We start from the raw sequence: 22,349 nt of genomic DNA, 5'->3' as shown, positions 1-22,349 counted from the left end.
TCTTTCTTCTCTTTAAGTTCGAGCACCTTAGTATACTGTTTGTTAGCAAAACTAATAGTATTTTGTAAGAAACAGACACCGTTATTAACACTTGTTGCTGGCTTTTTGGCCAATATCACCGATGAGTATAATTATTGCGGTGATTTTTTCGTCAGGGCTACCCCGAGTTGGTAAAAATACAACATTAACGAATCATTAAGCTGTATACGCAAATTACCATGAGGATAAATACCAAGTCTAGCCTCTGTAGACTTTTTTGTTCCCTGTACAAGAAAGGCATTCTTTAGCGGATTATCCTGAATGCAAGCTTCAAAAGCCCGTGCAGCCATTTCCTGTGGCATAGCATAGTAATACATTTTTAACGCGCGATCAGCCTCAATTGATCGCAAAAGATAGGCACCGGGTGCATTTTGATCGTTTAGAAACATCAGCCTGAAACAGTCGCAGAGCTTGTCATTTAAGGGGTGGGAGCGAATTTGAGCGTTGTCTAACCACGCTTTGGAGGCGAAGGATCCCGGCGGTAGACCGTCGAAAACATAGGACGCAATGTAATGATCAAAGGCGTGAAACCACTCGTGAGCCAATGCACCGCCTCCGGCGTTCTTAGCTAAAGCGAGTTGCCGTTTGGCACTGTTATAATGTGCACTACTGTGTTTTTGACCACCACTGCCAAAAGCCAGAGACAGGCTTCCATTGAGAGAAATAACCTGCTCGTTGACCTGAAGAATTTCAACGAGGTCGTACAGCGCATCAAAAAATAAATTTGCTGCCAACTGCTGTTCCTCTGGTGTTACCCATTTTCCAACAGTAATACTGGCAAAATTAAACAGCTTACGAATGTCCTGAAAACTGACATCGGCACCGTCGCGGTGCGATGGACCATTGCGAAAATATTCCCGGTGAAGCCTGCCAGGCTTGTTGTTATCCAAGTTCATCTAACAGTTGGTGACACCAGGTTTGAATGCGATCATCGGTGAGATCATACTGATTCTCGTCATCCAGGCTAAGCCCGACAAAATGAGTTTTATCTTCAGTCAGCCCTTTAGACGCCGCAAAATCGTAGCCTTGATTAGGCCACAGACCAATGAACTCGCAACCTGACCCTGATAATGCGTCGTGCAACATGCCAAGGGCATCCTGGAACCAGTCTGCGTAGCCTAACTGATCGCCGAGTCCAAAGAGCGCGACCGTTTTATCTTTCAGGTCGAGCTGGTAAACATCTTCCCAGCTCGATTCCCAGTCTTCCTGCAGTTCGCCGAAATCCCAGGTGGAAATGCCAAAGATGAGAATATCGAAAGCTTCACACTGTTTTAATTCAGTATCTTTAATATTGAACACGCTGACAACAGGCGCATCAAACAGAGCGTTCATTTGGGCCTGAATTTTTTCTGCCGCCATTTCGGTGTAGCAGGTTGTAGAACCATAAAACAAACCGATAGACAGTCCTGCGTCACTCATTCTTCACCTTTCTTCTCATCTTCCCGGGGCGGAAATTCTACCGTATCCCCATTACTGCACAAAGCTTTGCACGTTACAGTGGTGTCATTTTCCGTTAAAACAAGCTGACCGATGGCTGAAGCATTTAGCAGGGTGGTGTCTTCTTGCCCAGCGGGAGGCCGGGAACGGACTGACATGTTTCGTCTCCGGGTAAATACGTTTAGCGGCGATTTATGACCATAGAACCAACGATTAAGCCTATCAAGCCATTTAAGTAACCCTGGAGGAAAGGTGTTTTTCATGCCGCTGCAGGTAAATTGTGTAATATGCGGGCTATTTCGTCTAAATCGCAAACGAACATCATAAACGAACGAATAGTGCACATCGCCTGACAAAATTATAAATTCAGGCGGTGTTTTGTAATGCCTGAAAATGTTCAGTATGACATTGGCAGTGCCTTTGTGGGCCATCCAGTTTTCCGCGTCAACAGTGAGTGCTTTGCCGAAAAAGGTAAAGACCTTTTGAATGGCTTCGATCATTTTGACCCCGTATATTGGCGCTGCAGATACGACAATCACAGCATTTTTACCAATTAATGCCTGTTGAAATTCGCAAAGGGCTTCCCAGTCCATCAGGCCTGACGGTTTGTTTAAGCTCGACTCAGAGCGCCAGCGGCGGGTTCGCGTGTCCATTACATAAACGGGCGGGGTGGTGTGCAGGCTATAGTGCCAGTCTTCAAAGTCGAACAGGGTATTGATAAATTCGTCTTGCTGTTGCAGACCCTGACTTGTAAACACATTGCTGGCTTGCTCGAGAATCTCTTTGAATTTAGCCGGTTGATTTCCCCATCCCTGACAAAGCCAGTAACCTATCAGGGCGTTGCCCACCATTCTTCGGGAAAGAGGGTGGCCGTATACTTCCTGTTCCCAGCCCCGGGTTAAGTTCCAGTCGTCGGTGACATCATGATCGTCAAAAATCATGTAAACGGGAATGTGGGCAAGGGCTCTGCGGACAGCGGGCAAAGAGGTAACAAAGTCTTCTATTACAGTCTGTTCTTGTTCAAATTGTGCTTTGTGTTCTTCTGGTACCTGGTCTGCTGAAAGTTGAAAGTGTTTCCACAACGACGGAGACCACACCAGCAAGTACATCGCCAGAATTTCAGCCAGGCTAATTAAATGGTTCTTGGCGTTTACCGATGTGAACACAGGCTTCTGTTTAGCGCTGAAAAATAACTTAGACAATGCCGTATTCATGGCAATGCTCGGCAAGATATGGTCGCGCTGGTAGTAATTTAAAGGGTGATTGTATAACGCACCACTGTGCTCAACGATGGCCCCTTCCAGTGGCTCTTCGTACAGCCCAAGTATAGCAATAACGTTGTGAATAGCCTGTAGCGTTGGTCCGGCAACATCATCGGTATAAACCTGATCGCCAGTGAGAAGGAGCATGTCGGGCCGGATATCACCGCCATTTAATTCATCTTCAATGAGGCTATCAACACGGGTAAGGGCGTCTTTTTCCGGGTGGTGAGGTTTGCGACACGAACCGTGAAGCACATTGGTAAGCGTGGGTTGCCAATAGAAGGAAAAGGCCCGTTCACCAGGATAGCAGGCTTCCTTTTTTTCATCATCCCACCGCGATTGCTGGTCGTCATTGCTGAAAGCGAGGTCATAACTATTCCGTAATCCGGCTTTCAAACCACTTGCAGGTGTTGCTGTAAGCAAATGAAAAAAAGCCCTTTCACCAACTCTAACGGTATCTATTGTCGTTGGGACTTGCTCGCCGTTTAAGGCGAGTGAAGGCGTTATTTCATCTGTGCTGACACACCATACCGTGAAACCGTCGCTACAAGTATGTCGCAGCAGGGGGCCAGCTACGATCAGAGGAAGCAATGACATTTTCTTGTAACGCTCCTTTGCGATAACTCGTGAAGCGTTTTGCTTGCCGGGTACTTGCCCAACCATTTGCAATACGCGATGATAGAAATTATTTCTCAATTCCTCAATCAGTTAAAGGAAAACAATGAAACAAAATATTGTTTTAGCCAGCTTGGCCTTGTGTGCACTGGGTGCCTGTAGCGAGGCACCGGAACACATTGATGTTCAGTCTAACGAATCGTCTTTAGCTGTCGAGGGAAAATGGATTAAAAATAGTCAGGGCGAGATCATGGTTGATCCACAAACATCAGGTCTGACTGTATGGGACGGCCATTTAGTTACTTTGTCTGATGGCAGTGCCACAGAAGATATGCAGCGCAAACTTCACTACATCGACCAGGAACAAGCAGTTTTCTCCAGCGACAGTGAAAAAATGCGAATGTCGAATATTGTTCGGCGAAGTTGTTTCAGTGCCTATCTTGCAGATAAACCAGATCTGGAAGCGTTGGTTGCGGATCCGAATCAGCCCGGAGTGTTCTACACGGTCACCGAAGATGCTACTCGCACGGGAGCGTTGTCCGTTCGCTGTCAGCAAAAATATGAGGAAACGGGTTCTACGGATTATCCCACGCTCTTAGTGAGGTTAGAAAAAACAGAGTTTGGTACCACCATGACCGGAGTGCGGCCAATTCAGTATGATAAACAGATGCAGGTGGGGGATTTCCCCAACGACGGTATTGAAGGTATGGCGATGAACGACATCAGAACCTTGTACCTCGGTCTTGAAAAAGATGCCAACGGACAGCCGCGTATTTTTTCTGTGCAACTGGAAGATGGGTTTTGGGACAGCACAGATTTTGTTGCCGTGAGCGAACCAGCCTTAGCTATGCCAACGTTTAGCAGTGGTAATCACCCGATAAATGGTTTGGCTTATTACAAACATAACAATGAAAAAGGGTATTTGTTGGCTGCGGCACGTAACGATAATGAATTGTGGATCATCCCCGAAGATGGTTCGCAGTTGAAGCGCGTTTTAATGCATTTTACCGCGCCGGCAGACAGTGAAGATTCAGCCTGTCAGTCGCCAGAAATCATGGACAACGCGTCTATTGAAGGGCTTGTAGTTGTTGATGATGAACTGTGGATGGTAAACGACCCATGGAAGCAAAATTACCTGAAAAACATTCGGTGTGAGGTTAACAAAGCGCATTATGAGGCTATGGCACCTCTGTTGTTTTCTACGCCGTTACAGTCAGAATGGTTTGAATAATAACGTTCTACTCCGGTGTGCCATTGTACACCGGAGTAGAGCCAACATATTTATCGCAAGCGTTCTGCAAAGGTCTTCTTGAACTTCGCCAGTTTCGGTGCCACCACCATGGCGCAATATTGGTTTTCCGGGTTATTTTTGAAGTAACTTTGGTGATAGTCTTCCGCCGGAAAATAGTTATTTACTTCAGTAATTTCTGTAACGATAGGGTCAGGCCAGACTTCCTCATCTGACATTTCCTGAATGATTTTCTGTGCTTCCCGCTTTTGTTCCTCATTGTGGTAAAACACCGCGCTGCGATATTGCGGGCCCACGTCATTACCCTGCCTGTTAACCTGAGTAGGGTTGTGCAAAGCAAAGAAAATTTCCAATATTTCCCGGTAGCTAATTTTGTCACTGTCGTAGTTTACCCGTACGACTTCAGCGTGGCCTGTGTCGCCTTTGCAAACGGCTTCATAGCTCGGATTATCGACATGACCGCCTGCATAACCAGAAATGGCGCTTTCGACGCCGTCGACGCTGTTAAATGCAGATTCTATGCACCAAAAACAACCGCCAGCAAGGGTTGCAGTATGTGTTGTTGACATAGTTTATCCTTAAAATTAACTATGGCTATAACGTGGTTATGCAGACCGTAAACTTCAAGGGTAGCTTACACATTTTTAATTATACAATGGCACAGAAATCGTAAACTGTACGTATCAATAGCAGATGTAATTAACGTCAATGGTGCGCGGTGAGTGATATGAGAATTTTTTATGATAGCACATGCCCATTATGCTGTGCCGAAATGCGACACTTGAAAAAGCGGGACAGTGACAGTGTTATTCAGTTGGTGGATATCAATGGTGCTGATTTTTCTGAACAGTATCCACAACTTGACTGGCATGCTTTAAATGCTCGCATTCATGTGATGCTGGAAAACGGACGTATGGTTTCAGGGTTAGATGCCACCCATGCTGCATGGAAAGCCGTGGGTAAAGGGTGGTTGTACGCACCTCTGCGCTGGCCAGTGATACGGGTTTTTGCTGATGTTGCCTATAACCTGTTCGCAAAACATCGCTATACCATTTCTTTTTTGCTCACAGGTAAGCGAAGAGATTGTCGCTCAGGACAGTGCACAGCAACCATGAATAAAAATCGTCGGGGCACGAATGAGTAACATAAAACCGGCACATTTAGTCATAGGTGCCAGTGGAGCCATTGGTAGCGCGCTGGTGGGCAAACTCATCGAAGAAAATGCTGATACAGACATCTATGCGGTTTCCAGAAGCCCGGGAGACAGCTACGTCCACAAAGGCGCTATTAGCGTATCTCTGGATACTACAGACGATCATGCTGTAGGCAACTGGGTAAGCGGAATGAAAAAGCAGGGTGTTAGGTTTCATAAGGTGATCTGCACCACAGGTGTGCTACATGGAGAAGTTGCTGGAAACTCACTCTTTCCGGAAAAAAAAATTGAAGATATCAACACCCAAAGTTTGTTGAGTTATTTCTCGGTAAATACAGTGCTGCCTGCTCTTTGGTTAAAAGCGCTGGTGACTGCTATGTCGCCTGGAAATGGTGTCATTTGCTGTCTAAGCGCCAGGGTTGGCAGTATTAGTGATAACCAACTCGGCGGGTGGTATGGATATCGTGCCTCTAAAGCCGCACTGAATATGATAATGAAAACTGCAGCGGTTGAGTATGCACGTCGAAGTAAGAACACCGTATTGGTTAGCTACCATCCTGGCACCGTCGACAGCGCGCTGTCTGAACCCTTCCAAAAAAATGTACCTGAGGGCAAGTTATTTAGCCCGGAATATACCGCGTCACAACTGTTGGCATTTATCAAGGATGCTCACCGTCAACAGGGTAACCTCCATTATGTCGACTGGGCGCATAAACCAATTCCCTGGTAGAGACGGTTTACGCACCAGTGGTCAAACTTCGACTTTCACACGTTCAAGTTCGAGACTTTCCGAGCTGACGCTGATAATATTTGCCATTACCCTTGGTGAAAGCTGCGCAGTGCGTTAGCCGACAGGGTGTTTGGGGAAGGTGTAATGTCGGTATAATTCATAATAAAACCGGCGAAAGCAATTAATCACATTGTGAATGTCACAAACGTCATCGCCACCCAATTATAACAATAAGTTAAGAGGAAGATGATATGAGCGGGACCAGAGAACAGTTCGGATCGCGCATTGGTTTTATTTTGGCTGCCGCTGGTTCTGCGGTGGGTATTGGTAATTTAGTTGGGTTTCCGGTTGGTGCAGCAAAAAACGGTGGTGGGGCATTTCTGCTCATGTATGCCATTTTTGTGGTTGCCATATGTTTGCCGGTAATGCTTGCGGAAATGTCGGTGGGACGCCATGCGAGGAAAGATCCTCTCGGTGCCTATCGCGAAATAAGTAACAACAACGGTGCCTGGAAGGTGGCCGGCTGGTTGTCAATCATTACCCCATTTATGATTGCTGTGTTTTATTTGGTAATTACAGTGTGGATTTTCGGCTACCTGTACGAAGTTCTCACCGGCGATCTTCAGGTGTTGGCTAACCCCGATACCTTTGGCACGTTTATCAACAGTGAAAAAATCTTTATATACATGGCTGCAGTGCTGGTTGTGGTGTATCTGATTTTGCAAGGCGGGGTAAAAGAAGGAATAGAAAAAGCAGCTAAACTTCTCATGCCTACGTTGTTTATCATGTTGTTGTTGCTGGTTGGGTTTGTGCTGATGCAGGACAACGCTATGAAGGGGGTTGAGTTTTATCTGGTCCCGGATTTTAGCAAGATAAATGCTTCTGTGATCAATGGCGCCTTATCACAGGCTTTCTTTTCCCTGTCTTTGGGTATGGGGATCATGATTACCTATGGCAGTTATATCGATAAACGAGCCGATGTACCAGGGTCAGCCAAATTAGTGGCCCTCACCGATACTGCTGTCGCGTTCACTGCTGGCCTGATGATTTTGCCAGCTATCTTTTCTTTCGATCCAAACACAAACCCGGATGAACTCAGCGAGTCTTCCATTGGTATGATCTTCACATTTTTGCCGAAAATCTTCCTCGCCCTGCAGGATTCTATCGGTTATGTGGGAGCGAGTATTGTGGCAGCTGTTTTCTTCCTTCAGGTGTTTTTCGCAGCGATAACGTCGCTGGTATCTATCTTTGAGGTACCGGTAGCAGCCCTGATGGATGAAAAGGATATGGAGAGAAAGCCTGCTCTGTTCATTCTCGGCATTATCATGGTAATCCTTGCCGTATTGTGTGCCTTGTCTTTTGGCTACAATGACTTTTTCACAAGTTTTGTGAGTTACGCAGGCGAAAGTAAGTCATTTTTTGATGTCGTGTACGATGTGTTCTACGACACCATCTTGCCGTTGAATGGTTTCCTGATTTGTATTTTCGTAATTTATCGCTGGAAAAAAGTTAATTTCAACAAAGCATTAGATGAAGGAGCTGAAAGCTATAAGGGCAGCTTCTTCGAAAAGTATGTTGATATCTCAGTGGGTACTTTTATTCCAGTCATACTGCTGGCGGTGTTTATTAACACCGTAGCAGTGAAATATTTCGGTACCAGTTTATTCGGATAAGCGCGTTGGTAACATATCGACGGGGTTAGCGTACTTCAGCGTTAGCCCCAGTTCCTCTAAACTATGTTGACAGGCAACGACTTTGTTATTGATGCCGTCATCGTCACCGAATATGGGGGGAGTCAGGGCAAACTGATTTGCTGCCTGGGTATAATATTCTTTCCGGCTGGGGTGTTCAGTACTGCATAAATGAAATACCTTTCTTCCCCCTTTTTCCACAGTTTTAGTTAACAGTATTTTCAACGCGGAGATAACATCATCAACGTGTACCAAATTAACCGGTTGGCCGCCATTCTCAAGGTGTCTTCCGGCTAAAAATTTTACCGGGTGACGGTCGTCACCAATCAGACCGGATAACCTTAATACAAAAACCCGTGGATCTTGTTTGGCGAGTAAGTGATCTTCTATCTCACAATGGGCTTTGCCTGAATCTGTGTTCGGCATACGTTCGCTGTGTTCCGTTACTATTCCATCCTGCTGGCCAAAAACCGATGTGGTGCTGACGAAAATAAGACGTTGAGTGTCAGATGAAAGGAAAGTGCCTGCAAGCTTGGTCATATTCGACACAAAGTCGGTATTTATAGGCCCTTTTCGCCCCGGTGGAATGTTGAGGACTACATTGTTGTGCGCCAGTGACGTAATTAAGCTGTGAGGATCCTCGCCAAGGGCGTAAATAAGTGGTGAAACCCCAAGTTCATTCAGTCGGTGTGCTTTATCTTCACTTCTGGTGGTGCCCTCAATGGTCCAGTCAGCTGCTTGCGCAGTGAAATGTTGTCCTAACCAGCCACACCCACAAAAGGTGACGGATTTGTCTTTACTGTTTACTGTAGGAGATGACATGAAAAAAGCCGGAAAAAAGTTTCCGGCAGTATAACAAAAACGGTTGAACAAGCGGTTTACATTTTCATTTTGCTTTTGTCATCAATAGTGAACATATCTAAATGATCCAAACCAGCGATATGTTTTTGCATTTTTGACTCTGCGTAGTCGGCCTTTTGCAAGACTTCACATAAAGCGTCAGCGCGGGCTTCAATCGAGGAGGCCTTTGCTTCTACACGTTGTTCGAAATCGTGTTCCCAGTTTTCCATCCGGTCAGCAAAGTTATCCATATCACCATCGCTGGAGAGCATTTGTGTGCCCAGAGCAATGAGCAAGCGACCGGTTGATTGTGCAACAATATCTTCTACCTGTGATTCAAAGCGCTCTTCCCAGCTATCTGCTAGCCAGCCATCTTCTTTGAAATCTCCGGAGCTCACCCTTATCTGTCCGTGCTCATCGTAGAAATGCGTATCCATTTCCTGGCGCAAATCCGTAAATAGCGTATCAATGTCAGCGACTATACCACTGTCTGTGCCAATCAGTTCGCCAAATGCTTCGTTTAAGGCTGAACCCGCTAACTCCAGCGCGTCATATGTGATGTCCAGCGTCATTGGAATGGCTGTATTGATGTTGTCGTAATAGGTGGCAACCCACTGTTGCTCATCTTTGTTCAGATCGATAGTGCGGCCATTTATTGTCAAAACGTGTCCGGGAGTGATGACCATCTCTTTGTCGTCATGCATTTGTACTGCGAGCACACCGGCATTCCACGACATGTCGCCTTCCACGTTAATACCACAATTTTCATTATCTATTTCAATGGCCATTGTTGACGTAGCGAAAACAGCGGCGGCTAGTGCAGTTGAGAAAGCAGACATTTTCATGAAATATTCCTTTGATGGCGGATAGTGTTCGTTATGCCACGGAGTCTGCAATGCGTGGGCCACAATTAAAATTCATTTTAATCAATGGTTTAGGATTTAATTGGTTTGGTGGCGTAAAGCTTAACCCCAATAATTAGTGGCTTTTTCAACTATTTGGTGATTTTGACTAAGATCAAAAAAAATTTAACCCATGGGGATTTTTCATACGCAAAAGTGGATTTTTGTTGCATACTACAACATATTCATTGTGGTTCGGGACAACAGCGAAAAGAGAATTGTACCGACACTTTGGCAAAACGTTTTGAAGATGGTTGCGAGTGCAACTACTGACACAGTGTGAAGGGTTGAATGTATGAATGAGTGGATCAGTGCTATTGGTTTTGGAGCAGGCCTCTTAGCGTTTGTTCTGGGTTTAACCAGTATCATAATGGGCTTTATGACGGCGAAGGCTGGAGCAGAAGGTATGCAAGAGAAAATCGAGTACGGTTTTTTTGGCGTGTCTGGTTTGGTTGTTTGCGTTCTCATGGTGTATGCACTGTCTTAACAGTCAATATTTAACAGAAAAAGGCGCTTTACGAAGCGCCTTTTTCTGTTTGGTTCTCCTCCTCATCGGCAGTCATTTTCTCCACCTTAGATGAAAGCGCTGTCGCCAAACCTGGCATATAGCCGTCTCGTTGGTAGGCCCGAAGATCGAAAACTTGCAACATGGCCATAATGTGGTCAAAAATATCAGCCTGGATTTTTTCGTAAACCACCCAATCTTTCTTTGCGCTGAAACAATATATTTCCAGCGGTAGTCCTAATTCGTTTGGCGGAAGTTGTCTTACCATCAGAGTAAGGGACTGGTTAATGTCAGGATGTTTCTGTAAATAAGCTTCAAGATAAGCCCGAAAAGTGCCCACATTGGTAAGTCGGCGACTATTAAGTAAATCAGACTCATCAATTGAGTAATCTTTGTGGTAGGTCTGTAACTCTTTAACTTTTCTTTCGATGTATTCGGAAATATAGCGGATGCGACTAAAGCGCGTCATCATCTCACTATCGCAAAGTCTGATACTGTGAATATCTATGTATACAGAGCGTTTAATACGTCGGCCACCTGATTCTTGCATTCCGCGCCAGTTTTTAACCGCTTCAGTGGTGAGCGCATAACTTGGTAGGGTGGAAATAGTTTTGTCCCAATTCTGAACTTTTACATTGGTTAAGCCTATTTCCTGAATTTCACCGTCTACTTCAAACTTCGTAATTTGAATCCAGTCACCGGTATTGAACATGCGGTTGGCGGCGATTTGAATACCTGCCACAAAGCCAAGAATGGTGTCGCGAAAAATGAGCAAAAGCACCGCGGCCAGTGCTGTCAGGCCTGACATGATAATAATCGGGCTTTTGTCGACGATGAGTGAAATCGATAAGAGAAGAACGATAACCGCAAAGACTAACTTGGCAACCTGAATGAAACCGGTGATTGACGCTCGTCTCGCCAGGTAGGACTCGTTGTACACGTCCTGAACCGTATTGAGCAGCGCATAAATGGCAAGTAAAGCTGCTGCCATCATGTAGAGCTGAGAAGACTTTGTCAGAAAACCGAGCAAGACATTGTCATCACTAATCAGCACTGGGGTCATTAGAAATATAACAATTGCGGGGACCAGATGGGTGAGGTGACGAAAGAAACCGTGATTAAGCAAGGCGTCATCCCAGCGGTTCTTGCTTCGCTTGACCAGGTGGGCGATTTGGATTTTTAACACCACCCGGCTAATAAAATAGGCAATCAGTGCCACGATGAAGATAGCGCATAATGCCAGGACGTTGTATAGCAGCATGTCCGTGGTTACGTCCGGAAATACGTCTTTAATTAAATGAACAAACGTGTCTCTGATCGATGAAGCAATTTGCATATTTAACGACCTAATAGCTGACTAATACGACTGTCTTTGGTTAACCATAACTCGTTCAGCCATTGCTGAAAACGGGTGCGAAAGTCATTGTCTTCGAAGTAGTCGCCTTTCACATCCTGAGCAACATCCAGCACATTTACATCAACAACAATATGGGTCATTTGGCCGCTTAGCATAGCTACCATTGGCCGTTTTGGGGTGTCAGGGTAGAGTAGGGACACGTCGAGTATGTTGGTGAACAGGTCTCCCATGGTGGCTAATGTGAAAGCAATTCCACCCGCTTTAGGAGGTAGTAAGTGGGTAAACTGGCCACCTTTCGCCTGATGTTTAGTTGGCGTAAACCGGGTACCTTCAACAAAGTTGATAACCGTTGTCGGTTGAGATTTAAACTTCTGACAGAAGCGTTTAGTTGTCTCTATGTCCTGACCTTTCTTCTGGGGATGTTTGGCAAGGTAAGCCCGCGAATAACGTTTCATAAATGGCATATCAAGTGCCCAAGCACCTAAACCAACGAATGGCAACCAGATAAGTTCCTGTTTAAGAAAAAACTTAGGGGGAGGGATACGCCCATGAGTAAATTCTATTAACAATACTATGTCGAGGTAACTCAAGTGATTTGAAATAAGTAAGTACCAACTTTCTGTTGAAAGTTCGCCATCAATCTTATAGTCAATTTTGACGCGGTTAAACCCCTTTATCATCAATACGCTGATACGCCCAAAACAATGCATAAAAACATGCATCATGCTCAACAGTTGCTTTTGTAAGCTGGGTAACGGAAGCAGTAATTTGATCAATCCAAAAGATACGACCAAGGTAGCCCAAAACGCCAGGTTTAGAATCTGAAGCGAGGTATGAATTACAAATATGAACGGGGCAAGATACTTTCTCATAGCGGTGCCTGCGATGAATTCATGGCCTCGAGCTGGGCGTCTTTAGCATGCCAGCGTGCGTTCAACCATTGCTGGAATTTAGCTTTTTGCATTGGATCTGAAAAGTATGTATCGGTGAAGTGACCACCTTCGATGATATCTCTAATAGATGCTACCGATACGTTCACCCTAATTTCTTTTACCTTGCCACAGGTAAAATCCCAAAAACTTGGGACACCGTTGGGGTAGTCGATAGTGACATCAATAAGTTTGTGAAGCTGGTCGCCCATGGCACTTAAAACGAATGCCATTCCGCCGGCCTTAGGTTTGAGCAGGTGTGTGAAAGGCGATGCCTGCCGGGCGTGCTTATTGGAAGTAAACCTCGTACCTTCTACAAAGTTCATAATGCTTACAGGCTTGGACTTAAATTTTTCGCAGGCTTTGCGAGTCGTTTCCATATCTTTACCCTTTAAGTGCGGGTGCTTTGCAAGAAATGACTTGCTGTACCTGCGCATAAATGGGAAATCCAGAGCCCACCAGGCCAAACCTAAAAAGGGCACCCATATAAGCTCTTGCTTGAGAAAAAACTTAAGAAACGGGATACGACGATTAAAAATGCGCTGCAGCACCAAAATATCAACCCAAGACTGATGGTTAGCAATTACGAGGTACCAATCGTCTGGTTTGAGTGATTCCAACCCATTAACAGACACTTCAGTGCGACTAAAAATTTCCTGATTCAAACGGTTAATACTTATCCAGGTTGTTGCACAGGCATCAAGGGGATAAGACACCACACGGCGCCACCACGAAATTGGGATCAGCTTTACGAGGGAAAGAAGAAATATGGGAAAAAACCAAAATACGGTGTTGATAAAATAGCCTGTCACTGACAAAGTGCCACGCAAGTGATAGCCAATTGTTTTGAACATCGTTATTTACCTCTTAAATTTGAGCATTAGTGTAAACGATGTTGATCTAAAAGCCGATACGCCGTTTACTTAGAGACCGCATAAAAGGTAAAAAACTCAACAAGATCTTCGATCTTATGCTTGAAGATAAGCGTTTTCGAAGATGCCAATTTCAAAGGAGCCATAGGACGTATGGACTTAATAAGTGAAAATAAAGCCTTTGGCGGACGCCATTGTCGCTTTAAACATCAGTCTGCAACAACAAACTGCGAAATGACATTTGCGGTTTTTTTGCCACCCTTTGCATCTGCAGAGCATCCGGTCCCGGTTTTATATTGGTTGTCTGGCTTAACCTGCACAGATGAAAACTTCATGCAGAAGGCCGGAGCGATGAAGCGAGCGTCTGAGCTAGGTATGGCTATAGTGGCTCCTGATACCAGCCCCAGGGGAGAAGATGTGCCTGACGACGAGCAACAAGCTTACGACTTTGGCAAAGGGGCTGGGTTTTATGTCAATGCAACTCAGGCTCCTTGGGAAACACATTATCAGATGTACGATTATGTGGTAAATGAACTCCCGGCCCTGGTGGAAGCAAACCTTCCTGTGACCAGGGAAAAAGCCATTAGCGGGCATTCTATGGGTGGCCACGGTGCATTAATAATTGGCCTTAGAAACCCAGAAGCATATGTATCGGTATCTGCATTTAGTCCTATTGCAAACCCTTCTGATTGCCCATGGGGTAAAAAAGCACTGGGGCAATATTTGGGCGATGATAAAGCAACCTGGGCTCAATATGATGCCTCTTTACTTCTGGCCTCAAAGCAGCACTACGTACCATTACTTGTCGAGCAGGGAAAAGCAGATCAATTCCTCGACGAGCAATTAAAGCCCCAGGCATTGCTCAACGCGGCCCAAAAAACCGGCACAGCGCTAACATTAAACATGCATGAGGGGTACGATCACAGCTATTTCTTCATTGCTTCTTTTATTGACGAGCATCTTACTTTTCACGCCAGTCATTTGGGGATAGGGAACACATTATAAATAGAAACACTGCGCTAAGGCGCAGTGTCTTATTTAAACTGGGAAAGGAATGCCTCTACCGGCATGGGTTTGTCGAAAAGATAACCTTGTCCAAACACGCATTGTTCTCTGCGTAAAAAATGTTGTTGCTCGTCACTTTCTACGCCTTCAGCAACCACGGCTAAGTCGAGGTTTTTTGCCAGTGCTAATATGGCCTGAATGATGGCTTTGTCGTCGCTACTAACAATAAGATCCCGCACAAAAGCTCTGTCTATCTTCAGTTCGTCTATAGGTAATCGTTTGAGGTATTCCAGCGAACTGAATCCAGTGCCAAAGTCATCAATAGAGATAGTAACTCCCATCGCGCGCAATTCGGACAGAGTAACCGCGACGGTATTGTTATCCTGGATGAAAATGGTTTCGGTGATCTCAATAGACAGTTGATAAGGTGACACGCCGTGTCTGCTCACTGCAGAGGAGACAAGTTTCAGGAAGTTTGGATCGGTTAGCTGTCTGCCGGAAATATTCATTGCGATGCGAAGCGTCGGTAAAACGTCTTTGAATTGCTTAGCTATACTGCAGACCTCATCTAGCAGCCAGTCGCCAAATTGGAATATAAGATCGCTATTTTCAGCTACCGGTATAAAGGTATCTGGCGGTATCATTTGACCGTCTTTGGTTTTCCAACGGGCCAGTGCCTCGCACTTGATGAGCTCACTTGTATCCAGCTCAACAATTGGTTGCAAATGCAAACTCAGTTCACCCTCTGTAATTGCTGTAGCCAGAGCGGTTTCCAGCTCTGCTATTTCCCGTTGTTTTTGCTTTAACTGCTCGCGATAAAAAACAACTTGGTTCCGGCCATTGTTTTTTGCAAACTGCAAGGCTAACCCTGCGTTGTGGAATAAAGTCTCGGCGCTTTCACTGTGTTTAGGATACAGAGTGACACCCATGTTCACTGCCAGAATAGTTTTGGTATTGCCCAGGCTCACAAAAGCGTGATCGAAATCACCTTTTATTAAATAGGCTGCATCGCGAACGGTAGTGTCGTCATCTCTACTTAATGGCATAAGCAGTGCAAATTCATTACCTGAAATACGAGCCAGAAAGCTGCCTTTACTGGTGTGTTTACTGAGCCTTTTGGCCACATTTTTGAGAATATCATCACCAGTGCGATAGCCTAAGTTCTCATTAATCCTTCTAAATTCGCACACGTCGATGATAAATAAACCAAAGCATCGTTTCTCACTTATCCAGCGCGTCATTTCATTTTTAAATGCTTGTCGAGACGCTATTTGAGTTAGCGAGTCGCGACCAAAAGTTGGTTCGTTCTGCTCACTGGAATGCTGAAGCTTACTGATATCAGAAATTAAGAAAACCCAATGAGTCAATTTATCTTGTGCAAAAACAGAAGCTATCGTCAATTGTAACCACCGGCCGCCACCTGGCGCATTATGCCAATAAACTTCGCCTCGCCAGGAGTCTTTTCTATCTTCAAGGGTACTTAAAAACGAGGCACTGATATGTACATCCTGCAACAACTGAAACAACTGTCGGGTACTGTTCACGCTATCTGCACGTAACATCTGCCTTGCTACGCTATTATCCAGAAACAGGTTTTTCGACGCATCTGTAATAAGTACACCGGTGTGTAAATGCTGAATGGTTTGCTTAATAGCATTTTGCTGCAACTGACAATCTTCTGCTTCCCGTAACACTGTTCGCAATTTATCATTCAGGTAGTCTTGCTGACTAATGACAGCGTGGTGAGTGATGAGCAATTCGCGGGCGGCTTGTAGTGAGCGCTGACGGTACTCGAACTCTTTGCTTACGTTTTTGATTGCGAGATAACGGTCGTGGGGGCCTTTATGTATGGCTATTGCTTCTAAACGCAATTGAGTTGTGGTGGTGGTTTCTGTCCAAAAACCTGAGGATACCTGACGAGTTTCTATGCTTTCCCAGCAGGCTTGTGCATCTATCATGAAATCATCTAAGAACAAGCTGTCTACTGTGTCTACAAAAAGTGAGTTGTCTTTAATTTTTATGATGTCGGTTAGCCAGTGCACCGTTGGCGTTAAACAGCGTAATTCACCTCCGCTGGTGAACTCAAAGAGTGCACAATCGGTAATACCCAGGGAATTAAGCTGAAAAATGTCCATTATAAGAGCGTCGCTTTAGCAATGGCATGGAAGAGGTATTCAACATTATCCCCTGTTTTAGCACTGGTTCGAATAGTTTCTGTAAAGGCATTTTCGTATTCGTTCACCTCTTCTTCACTCCAGTACCATTCACAATTCAAGTCGGTTTTATTGATCACAAAAAACGCCGGCGTATCCGGAAACTCTTTTCGCGCAGATTGCAGAATATCAATGCCTTCGAGCAATGACTGCGAACGCGTGTGATCCACAACAATAACGAAAGCAGATGCGCCGCGAATATAACGAGGGTTGAACCCGCAGTAGCGGTCTACACCCTCTATATCCCAAATAAGCAGTTGTACCGTATTATCTTCCACGGCAACCTGTTTCTTATCAATTTTAACGCCGATGGTGGTGAGATATTTATCCGAAAATATTCCATCAACGTACTGCCTCACCAGGCTTGTTTTCCCAACGCCAGTGGGCCCCAGTAGGCATACTTTTTTCTGTATCACGGCGTTGTTCCTTTATTTTCTTCGTTCTGTATTAACAGGACATGCAGAAAAACCATTCGGCTGGCGTGTTCCTGTGATAATTGCATCTGTCCCAGCCCTCTTGTATGAAGGCCTTGTTCATTCACGCCTGCCTCTACAAGTGCCCGTTTTACGGCTTGGGCTCTTGCTTCACTCAATTGCGCATTTTTTACCGCAGACCCGCTGTTATCACTCACCCCTATGATAAATAAGTCTAAATTTGCATTGAGCTTCAGGCTGATATTTTGCAGTGTAATGTAGCTTTCGGCAATATGTTCAATAGTCGTAAGTGCAGAAGCCGGTAACGAGGCTTGGCCAACGTCAAAATGCACTGATAATGCAGACAGTTCTGCAATAAGTGCGTGGGCAGAATACGTTAATGTTGCCTCTTGATCTGTGCTTGGTGAGACATCAATGATTACACCTGTGGTATCGATGTTGGAATCAGCAGCACCGGGTATCAGAGCCAATGATTGTTTAAAACGCTGCCACTCATCTGCTGCTATAGAACCAGATAACATTAGCTCGGGTGTTCGTTGCAGATTGAGACCAGGATATTCGCCTACTAACTTGTATATTCTTGCCGCTATGATGTCTTTATCTAATGACAAATAGGGTTGCGATAAAACCCGCACTTTTGCGGTATCAATTTTAAGCTCAGTTAGCCAGTCAGATACCTCAACCGCGTCTTTATCTCTTAACACAGTTAAGACTACTTCCCCTTTGTTAACCCGGGAGTCCAGAACCGCAATTCCCGCTGGTGGCGACGCTTGCTGAAGTTCGGACATCAGCAGTGAAAGTTGCATTCTGAAAAAACCTAAATAACCGAGAAAGCCAATGGCGCAAACTAACAGAACCGCACCCACGCCAAACTTTTTCTTTTTTTTCTGGGGCTCCCTACGGGCACTTACCAGACATTCATGCAGGAGTGTTTCCGAAGCAAGGAAGGGCTCAGAGTTGCCATTATATTCAAGCAAAGGAGTTTGGTAGTAGCGATGAAAGTCCTCTAATACCTCTTGTAACTTGCCACGTACATCGGGAGGAATCGTGCCGGTAACTGCGGCGACTAAAATAGCCTGAGGACCTACCTTAATAATCAAGGTGAAATCGTCAGTTCGAATTTCGTCAAGGTCGGTATCTGCATCTGCACTTCCAGAACCAAACGCATCGGCAACGAAATCATTCATGGCAACCAGCATTGACGATATCAGGTCGCCGTCTTTACTTCGGGAAGGGTCTGAGACGGCACTGTTCAACAGTGTGCCGGTTTCCCGGTGAATGACGAAAACCTGGTGTATTTGATACTGATAGATTTTGGTTGCGACATAATCGGCATAGCTAATTCCAGCGCGCCAGGCTTCAAATCGCCATTTTACGCTGCGGGCCGACAAACTGTTTTCAATCAGTGCGTTAGTGCGTTCTACAAATTCTACCAAAAAAGCGGCAACGGCTTTTCGAATTAAAGAGCCTACCAACGGATAGAGTACACCGACGATTTTATCGCTATTCGCTTCAATTGAACGGTGGAGTGACTTTTCCACCAGTGGCACCAGTACCCGATTCACCGAGCCGTCGCGGGTTTCACGCTCGTTCAATGCTTCAGAAACGACTTCGGAGACCAGACCTTTAGCCTTGCGACGAACAACCTTTTCTATTTGCTCGTCATCGCCGCCTATAATAAGCGCACGAACGGCATCCATTTTCTGAGCGTCAGACTCCTTTTGCTGCGCAGATGTCTCCATGACAGTTACGACTGATCAGTGGCGAGGTTTGTAGCCATAGTAGAAAGCAAGCTTGCCAGGGTTTTACGGTCAGTTTTGCTGGTGGACAGCTCATCAGTCACTTGTTGTAAACGAGCTAATAACGCTTCATGGCGCTGATTAAATAGCGTCTCTATTTCGTCTAATTCTTTGGACAGTTTCGATTCCAGCTTACTGGTATCATCCTGGGCTGCTGCTTCGGCAACTTCAAGTTCAGATTTCAGTGTGTCGTGGAGACCTTTTAGCTCTTCTTCGGCGCGCTGGTGCTGATGACTGTCTTCGGCAAGCTGTGCTGACAGCGCTTTAACGTGAGAATCAAGAGAGTTTGTCAAACGATTTACGTTTTCTTCAAGCTGTTGAGATAAGGCGCTAAATTGCTGTTCGAATTTGTCTTCTAACCGACTTAACTGCTGTTGGAAATCGCGGTTAGATTGGCCAAACAATATCTCTCTGAGTTGTCCGATTTCAGAGCTGTCGCTTTGGGTTACGGCTTGCTCAACCTTTTTATTTTCTTTTGCCATGGTTCTCTCCTAGAGGCAAATAAACACTATCCTGACACAATGAGAGCAGGCAAATAGGTTAGGTTTAACAAATTTACCCTTAAACTACCGAGTAATCCAGCGAATAACCAACAAAAGTCACAATTGTTCACTGGGATTCAGGGGGGAAACACTGCTCTGGCGCGGAGATGTGCGCTGCGGTATAGGTCGTAAAGGTTTTCAAAGTTGAACCAGGTGTATAAATGTTGCGAACAGTCCTGCAGCGCTTGCCGCTACCATGCCCAAAAGCCAGTATTTGCGTTAACAAGCCCCCTATATACCATGACATTTGTCATAGTTCCTTTTTCTTCGTGACGATATGGTTTTACTTGCCCTCGAATTCCCATTTTTTAGGGGGGCATTATCACGGTCCGGCAGGTAATTAAAGCTTATGCCGATGAAAGAAGGAACTGAGAATATGAAGTACACTGAATTTGCACGAGTACCGGCAGTAGCGCTATCGATAACGTTGCCTTTAAGTGGCATGGCAATCGCTCAGGAAAGTTCATCCGAGAATGCTCTCGCCATTGAAAACATAACTGTTACTGCGCAGAGAAAAGCCGAAAGTATTCAAAGTACGCCCGTTTCAATAACAGCCTTAACGGACAAAGATATTGAGCGTATGCAAATTGACAATGCTAAGGATATTTCTCAAGTTGCCCCAAATGTAAATATTCGCGGTGTCACTGGCGGTAGCGCTGGGATTGCACCTTATATTCGCGGTGGTGGTGTATCGGATGGCGCCAACATTACTTCTGAGGCAGAGGTGGGAATTTATATTGATAATGTGTATCAGCCCAGGTCTGCTGCATCGTTTATTGAGATGCTTGCACTGCAGAGAGTCGAGGTGCTCAGAGGCCCGCAAGGTACACTTTATGGTAGGAACAGTTCGGCTGGTGCATTAAAAATTATTTCAAAGACACCTGATGAGCTATTCCAGTTAACAAATGAAGCTGGTGTTGGTCGTTGGAACGAAAAGTACAACAAGTTAATAGTTAGCGGAGCCTTGAATGAGGATGGTTCGCTTCGCGGTGGTTTCAGTGGAATGTATCGTGAGCGGGATGGTGGGCGTCAGTACGCTCAAACTTTGAATAAAGATGTTGGTGCAGAAGAATTTAAAGGATTTCAAGGGGATCTTTATTATGTTGGGGTTGATTACAAGGCAAGATTGAAAGCGTTTTATACTGATTTTGACAGTGATGGTATGTATGCATCTGCGTTGGACGTGACAAGTCTGGACAAGCCTTACGATGAATGGCGTTTTACCTCAGGCTCGATTGACAGAGTGTTGTCGCCAAAGGCTTCTTATACTCAAGACAAACAGACTGGCGTCAGCCTACACCTGGACAAGGAAATCAACAATCAGTTGGCAGTCAGTTCAACCACGGCTTGGAATAATCTAAAGGACGACTGGGGAATTGGTTTTTCTGGGGGGGTTGAATTTCCGTTTTTTGGTGAGGGTTATATTGAGTTGTTTGGTCGAGATTCTACCAGTGATCAGGACGCTTTTTCTCAAGAGTTTCAGTTCCAAGGTAGTATCATGGAAGGAAATATAAGTTTCTTAACTGGGCTGTACTACTTCCATGAAAGTGGTAGGCAACGGCTTGACTCTGTGATTTTCCTTGGAGAGTCATACACCACCTTCGATGTTAGCACCAATAGTTATGCCGCGTTTGGACAAGTTAACTTTCACGTATCCAATAACGCAACAGTTATTGTGGGTGGGCGTTATACAAAAGAAGACAAGTCACTGAATGCTCTGTTAACTGGCGAAGTAGTGACATCTGACGATGACTTTAATAAATTCACTCCTAAGCTGGGCGTAGAATATCAAATCAACAATGATTTGTTTATGTTTGCCAGCTATACTGTAGGCTTCAAAGCCGGCGGCTATAACAGCTTAGCTTCTACAGTCGAAGCGTTGGGGACCGCATTTGAAATGCAAGAAGTCAGTGCTTATGAAGCAGGTCTAAAAAGCGATTTTTTTCAGCGTAGATTGCGCTTGAATGTGTCTGCTTTTTTCAACGACTATACGAATTTGCAACAGCAATCTGTCACAGCGCAAGGCGATTTTATCACAGAAAATTACGATGCTGAGCATAAAGGACTTGAAGCGGACATGCGTATAAGAGTCTCGCCAACTGTAAGTTTCTGGGCAAATGGCGTCTATCAAGATAGTGAATATACAGATACTGCCGCAACTGGTGGTGAATCTACCGGCGCGTTGTTGGGCAACCGAATGACAAATGTATTCAAATTTCAATACGCTGCGGGCTTAGATTATTCCGAAGATCTTGGTAACGGGACATTTTTTTTGGGAGCAAATATAAACCGCAAAGACGACTTTTTCTCGACTTCCGACAATGCTGAGATTGGTCATATACCTGCACTGACATTATTGGATGCCTATGCGTCTTATGCTATCGACCGTTGGAAAGTAACGCTGGCGGGGAAAAACCTGACAAATGAAAAATACTGGTATACGGGGTTTGGTTTCGATGTGGTGCAACCTCGCTTTATGGCCGACCCTATGGGGTGGCGTTTATCGGTATCCTACGAAATCTAATTAACGAATTGTTGATGAACAAAGCGAGTGTAGCCGGTTATCTGTAATAGGGTATGCCGGTATGTCACCGATAATTCTATCTGGAAACATTACTAAGCAACCAATTACACTCCCTATCTGTCGGCACTGAGCATATGTACTGGCCTAATGTCAGGAAAATTAAATTTCTTAACTATTGTCAATTCCTGGGCCGTCAACATGCGATAGCATCAGTCATCGGTTACCTTCTTGTTGTCGGTCGTTGAATACGA

20 protein-coding genes are annotated in these 22,349 nt (G+C 45.1%); 7 read left to right on the top strand and 13 right to left on the bottom strand.

Annotation, left to right across the window (positions count from 1 at the left end):
* Positions 1–131: 131 nt before the first annotated feature.
* The 3 genes from ACXACM_RS20075 to ACXACM_RS20065 are packed head-to-tail and all read right to left on the bottom strand — an operon-like array spanning position 132 to position 3,335.
* Positions 132–935: a CLCA_X family protein gene (locus ACXACM_RS20075; RefSeq protein WP_474824094.1), complete on the bottom strand. Its 804-nt coding sequence runs from the start codon at positions 933–935 to the stop codon at positions 132–134.
* A complete protein-coding gene (fldB, locus tag ACXACM_RS20070) occupies positions 922–1,458 on the bottom strand; it encodes a flavodoxin FldB (protein ID WP_474824092.1) in 537 nt (178 codons plus the stop codon). Before fldB ends, ACXACM_RS20075 begins: the two co-directional genes overlap by 14 nt.
* Positions 1,455–3,335, bottom strand: a complete 1,881-nt coding sequence (locus ACXACM_RS20065) for a metallophosphoesterase family protein (protein WP_474824430.1) — start codon at positions 3,333–3,335, stop codon at positions 1,455–1,457. The genes fldB and ACXACM_RS20065 overlap by 4 nt, the downstream gene beginning before the upstream one ends.
* Positions 3,336–3,459: 124 nt before the next feature.
* Between ACXACM_RS20065 and ACXACM_RS20060 the strand changes: the two genes are divergently transcribed.
* Positions 3,460–4,584 carry a hypothetical protein gene (locus ACXACM_RS20060; protein ID WP_474824090.1) on the top strand — a complete coding sequence of 375 codons (1,125 nt, stop codon included), beginning with the start codon at positions 3,460–3,462 and terminating at the stop codon, positions 4,582–4,584.
* Between the two features lie 50 nt (positions 4,585–4,634).
* On the opposite strand, the gene msrA is transcribed toward ACXACM_RS20060, so the two are convergent.
* On the bottom strand, positions 4,635–5,171 hold the full coding sequence (gene msrA / locus ACXACM_RS20055; RefSeq protein ID WP_474824089.1) for a peptide-methionine (S)-S-oxide reductase MsrA: 537 nt from the start codon (positions 5,169–5,171) through the stop codon (positions 4,635–4,637).
* Between the two features lie 158 nt (positions 5,172–5,329).
* Between msrA and ACXACM_RS20050 the strand changes: the two genes are divergently transcribed.
* The 3 genes from ACXACM_RS20050 (at position 5,330) to ACXACM_RS20040 (ending at position 8,158) form a co-directional block, all read left to right on the top strand.
* Positions 5,330–5,746 carry a thiol-disulfide oxidoreductase DCC family protein gene (locus ACXACM_RS20050; RefSeq protein WP_474824087.1) on the top strand — a complete coding sequence of 139 codons (417 nt, stop codon included), beginning with the start codon at positions 5,330–5,332 and terminating at the stop codon, positions 5,744–5,746.
* The gene (locus ACXACM_RS20045; RefSeq protein WP_474824085.1) at positions 5,739–6,485 is read left to right on the top strand and encodes an SDR family NAD(P)-dependent oxidoreductase; all 747 of its coding nucleotides are present in this window, start codon (positions 5,739–5,741) and stop codon (positions 6,483–6,485) included. The genes ACXACM_RS20050 and ACXACM_RS20045 overlap by 8 nt, the downstream gene beginning before the upstream one ends.
* 251 nt (positions 6,486–6,736) lie before the next feature.
* Entirely contained in the window at positions 6,737–8,158 is a 1,422-nt protein-coding gene (locus ACXACM_RS20040) for a sodium-dependent transporter (RefSeq protein ID WP_474824083.1), read from the top strand.
* On the opposite strand, the gene ACXACM_RS20035 is transcribed toward ACXACM_RS20040, so the two are convergent.
* Together ACXACM_RS20035 and ACXACM_RS20030 are read right to left on the bottom strand one after the other, a co-directional pair.
* Positions 8,147–8,998, bottom strand: a complete 852-nt coding sequence (locus ACXACM_RS20035) for a Rossmann-fold NAD(P)-binding domain-containing protein (RefSeq protein ID WP_474824082.1) — start codon at positions 8,996–8,998, stop codon at positions 8,147–8,149. The genes ACXACM_RS20040 and ACXACM_RS20035 overlap by 12 nt on opposite strands.
* 56 nt (positions 8,999–9,054) lie before the next feature.
* On the bottom strand, positions 9,055–9,861 hold the full coding sequence (locus ACXACM_RS20030; RefSeq protein WP_474824080.1) for a DUF2884 family protein: 807 nt from the start codon (positions 9,859–9,861) through the stop codon (positions 9,055–9,057).
* A 352-nt stretch (positions 9,862–10,213) separates the two neighbouring features.
* On the opposite strand from ACXACM_RS20030, the gene ACXACM_RS20025 reads away from it, so the two are divergent.
* Positions 10,214–10,405 (top strand): hypothetical protein, encoded by a 192-nt coding sequence (locus ACXACM_RS20025; RefSeq protein WP_474824078.1) that lies wholly within the window; start codon positions 10,214–10,216, stop codon positions 10,403–10,405.
* A gap of 28 nt (positions 10,406–10,433) precedes the next feature.
* On the opposite strand, the gene ACXACM_RS20020 is transcribed toward ACXACM_RS20025, so the two are convergent.
* From ACXACM_RS20020 to ACXACM_RS20010, 3 genes are read right to left on the bottom strand one after another with little or no spacing between them, the layout of a single operon-like run.
* Positions 10,434–11,759 carry a mechanosensitive ion channel family protein gene (locus tag ACXACM_RS20020; RefSeq protein ID WP_474824076.1) on the bottom strand — a complete coding sequence of 442 codons (1,326 nt, stop codon included), beginning with the start codon at positions 11,757–11,759 and terminating at the stop codon, positions 10,434–10,436.
* Positions 11,760–11,761: 2 nt separating this feature from the next.
* Positions 11,762–12,652, bottom strand: coding sequence for an acyltransferase (locus ACXACM_RS20015; RefSeq protein WP_474824074.1), 891 nt, complete (start codon positions 12,650–12,652; stop codon positions 11,762–11,764).
* Positions 12,649–13,563: an acyltransferase gene (locus ACXACM_RS20010; protein ID WP_474824073.1), complete on the bottom strand. Its 915-nt coding sequence runs from the start codon at positions 13,561–13,563 to the stop codon at positions 12,649–12,651. The genes ACXACM_RS20015 and ACXACM_RS20010 overlap by 4 nt, the downstream gene beginning before the upstream one ends.
* Positions 13,564–13,734: 171 nt before the next feature.
* Between ACXACM_RS20010 and fghA the strand changes: the two genes are divergently transcribed.
* On the top strand, positions 13,735–14,586 hold the full coding sequence (fghA, locus tag ACXACM_RS20005; protein WP_474824071.1) for an S-formylglutathione hydrolase: 852 nt from the start codon (positions 13,735–13,737) through the stop codon (positions 14,584–14,586).
* Between the two features lie 29 nt (positions 14,587–14,615).
* Here fghA and ACXACM_RS20000 read toward each other — a convergent pair whose 3' ends face one another.
* Genes ACXACM_RS20000 through ACXACM_RS19985 form a run of 4 tightly spaced genes read right to left on the bottom strand, consistent with a single transcriptional unit; the run spans position 14,616 to position 19,514 of the window.
* A complete protein-coding gene (locus tag ACXACM_RS20000) occupies positions 14,616–16,721 on the bottom strand; it encodes a putative bifunctional diguanylate cyclase/phosphodiesterase (protein WP_474824069.1) in 2,106 nt (701 codons plus the stop codon).
* A complete protein-coding gene (locus ACXACM_RS19995) occupies positions 16,721–17,215 on the bottom strand; it encodes a Rab family GTPase (protein WP_474824067.1) in 495 nt (164 codons plus the stop codon). The genes ACXACM_RS20000 and ACXACM_RS19995 overlap by 1 nt, the downstream gene beginning before the upstream one ends.
* The gene (locus tag ACXACM_RS19990; RefSeq protein ID WP_474824065.1) at positions 17,212–18,975 is read right to left on the bottom strand and encodes an OmpA family protein; all 1,764 of its coding nucleotides are present in this window, start codon (positions 18,973–18,975) and stop codon (positions 17,212–17,214) included. Before ACXACM_RS19990 ends, ACXACM_RS19995 begins: the two co-directional genes overlap by 4 nt.
* A 5-nt stretch (positions 18,976–18,980) precedes the next feature.
* Positions 18,981–19,514, bottom strand: a complete 534-nt coding sequence (locus ACXACM_RS19985) for a hypothetical protein (protein WP_474824063.1) — start codon at positions 19,512–19,514, stop codon at positions 18,981–18,983.
* Positions 19,515–19,950: 436 nt separating this feature from the next.
* On the opposite strand from ACXACM_RS19985, the gene ACXACM_RS19980 reads away from it, so the two are divergent.
* Complete coding sequence (locus ACXACM_RS19980; protein ID WP_474824061.1) at positions 19,951–22,098, top strand: TonB-dependent receptor; 2,148 nt, start codon at positions 19,951–19,953, stop codon at positions 22,096–22,098.
* Positions 22,099–22,349 lie beyond the last annotated feature (251 nt).

This window comes from Alteromonas sp. AWQ4_252, assembly GCF_056158205.1.
This window is presented reverse-complemented; position numbering and strand designations above follow the sequence as displayed.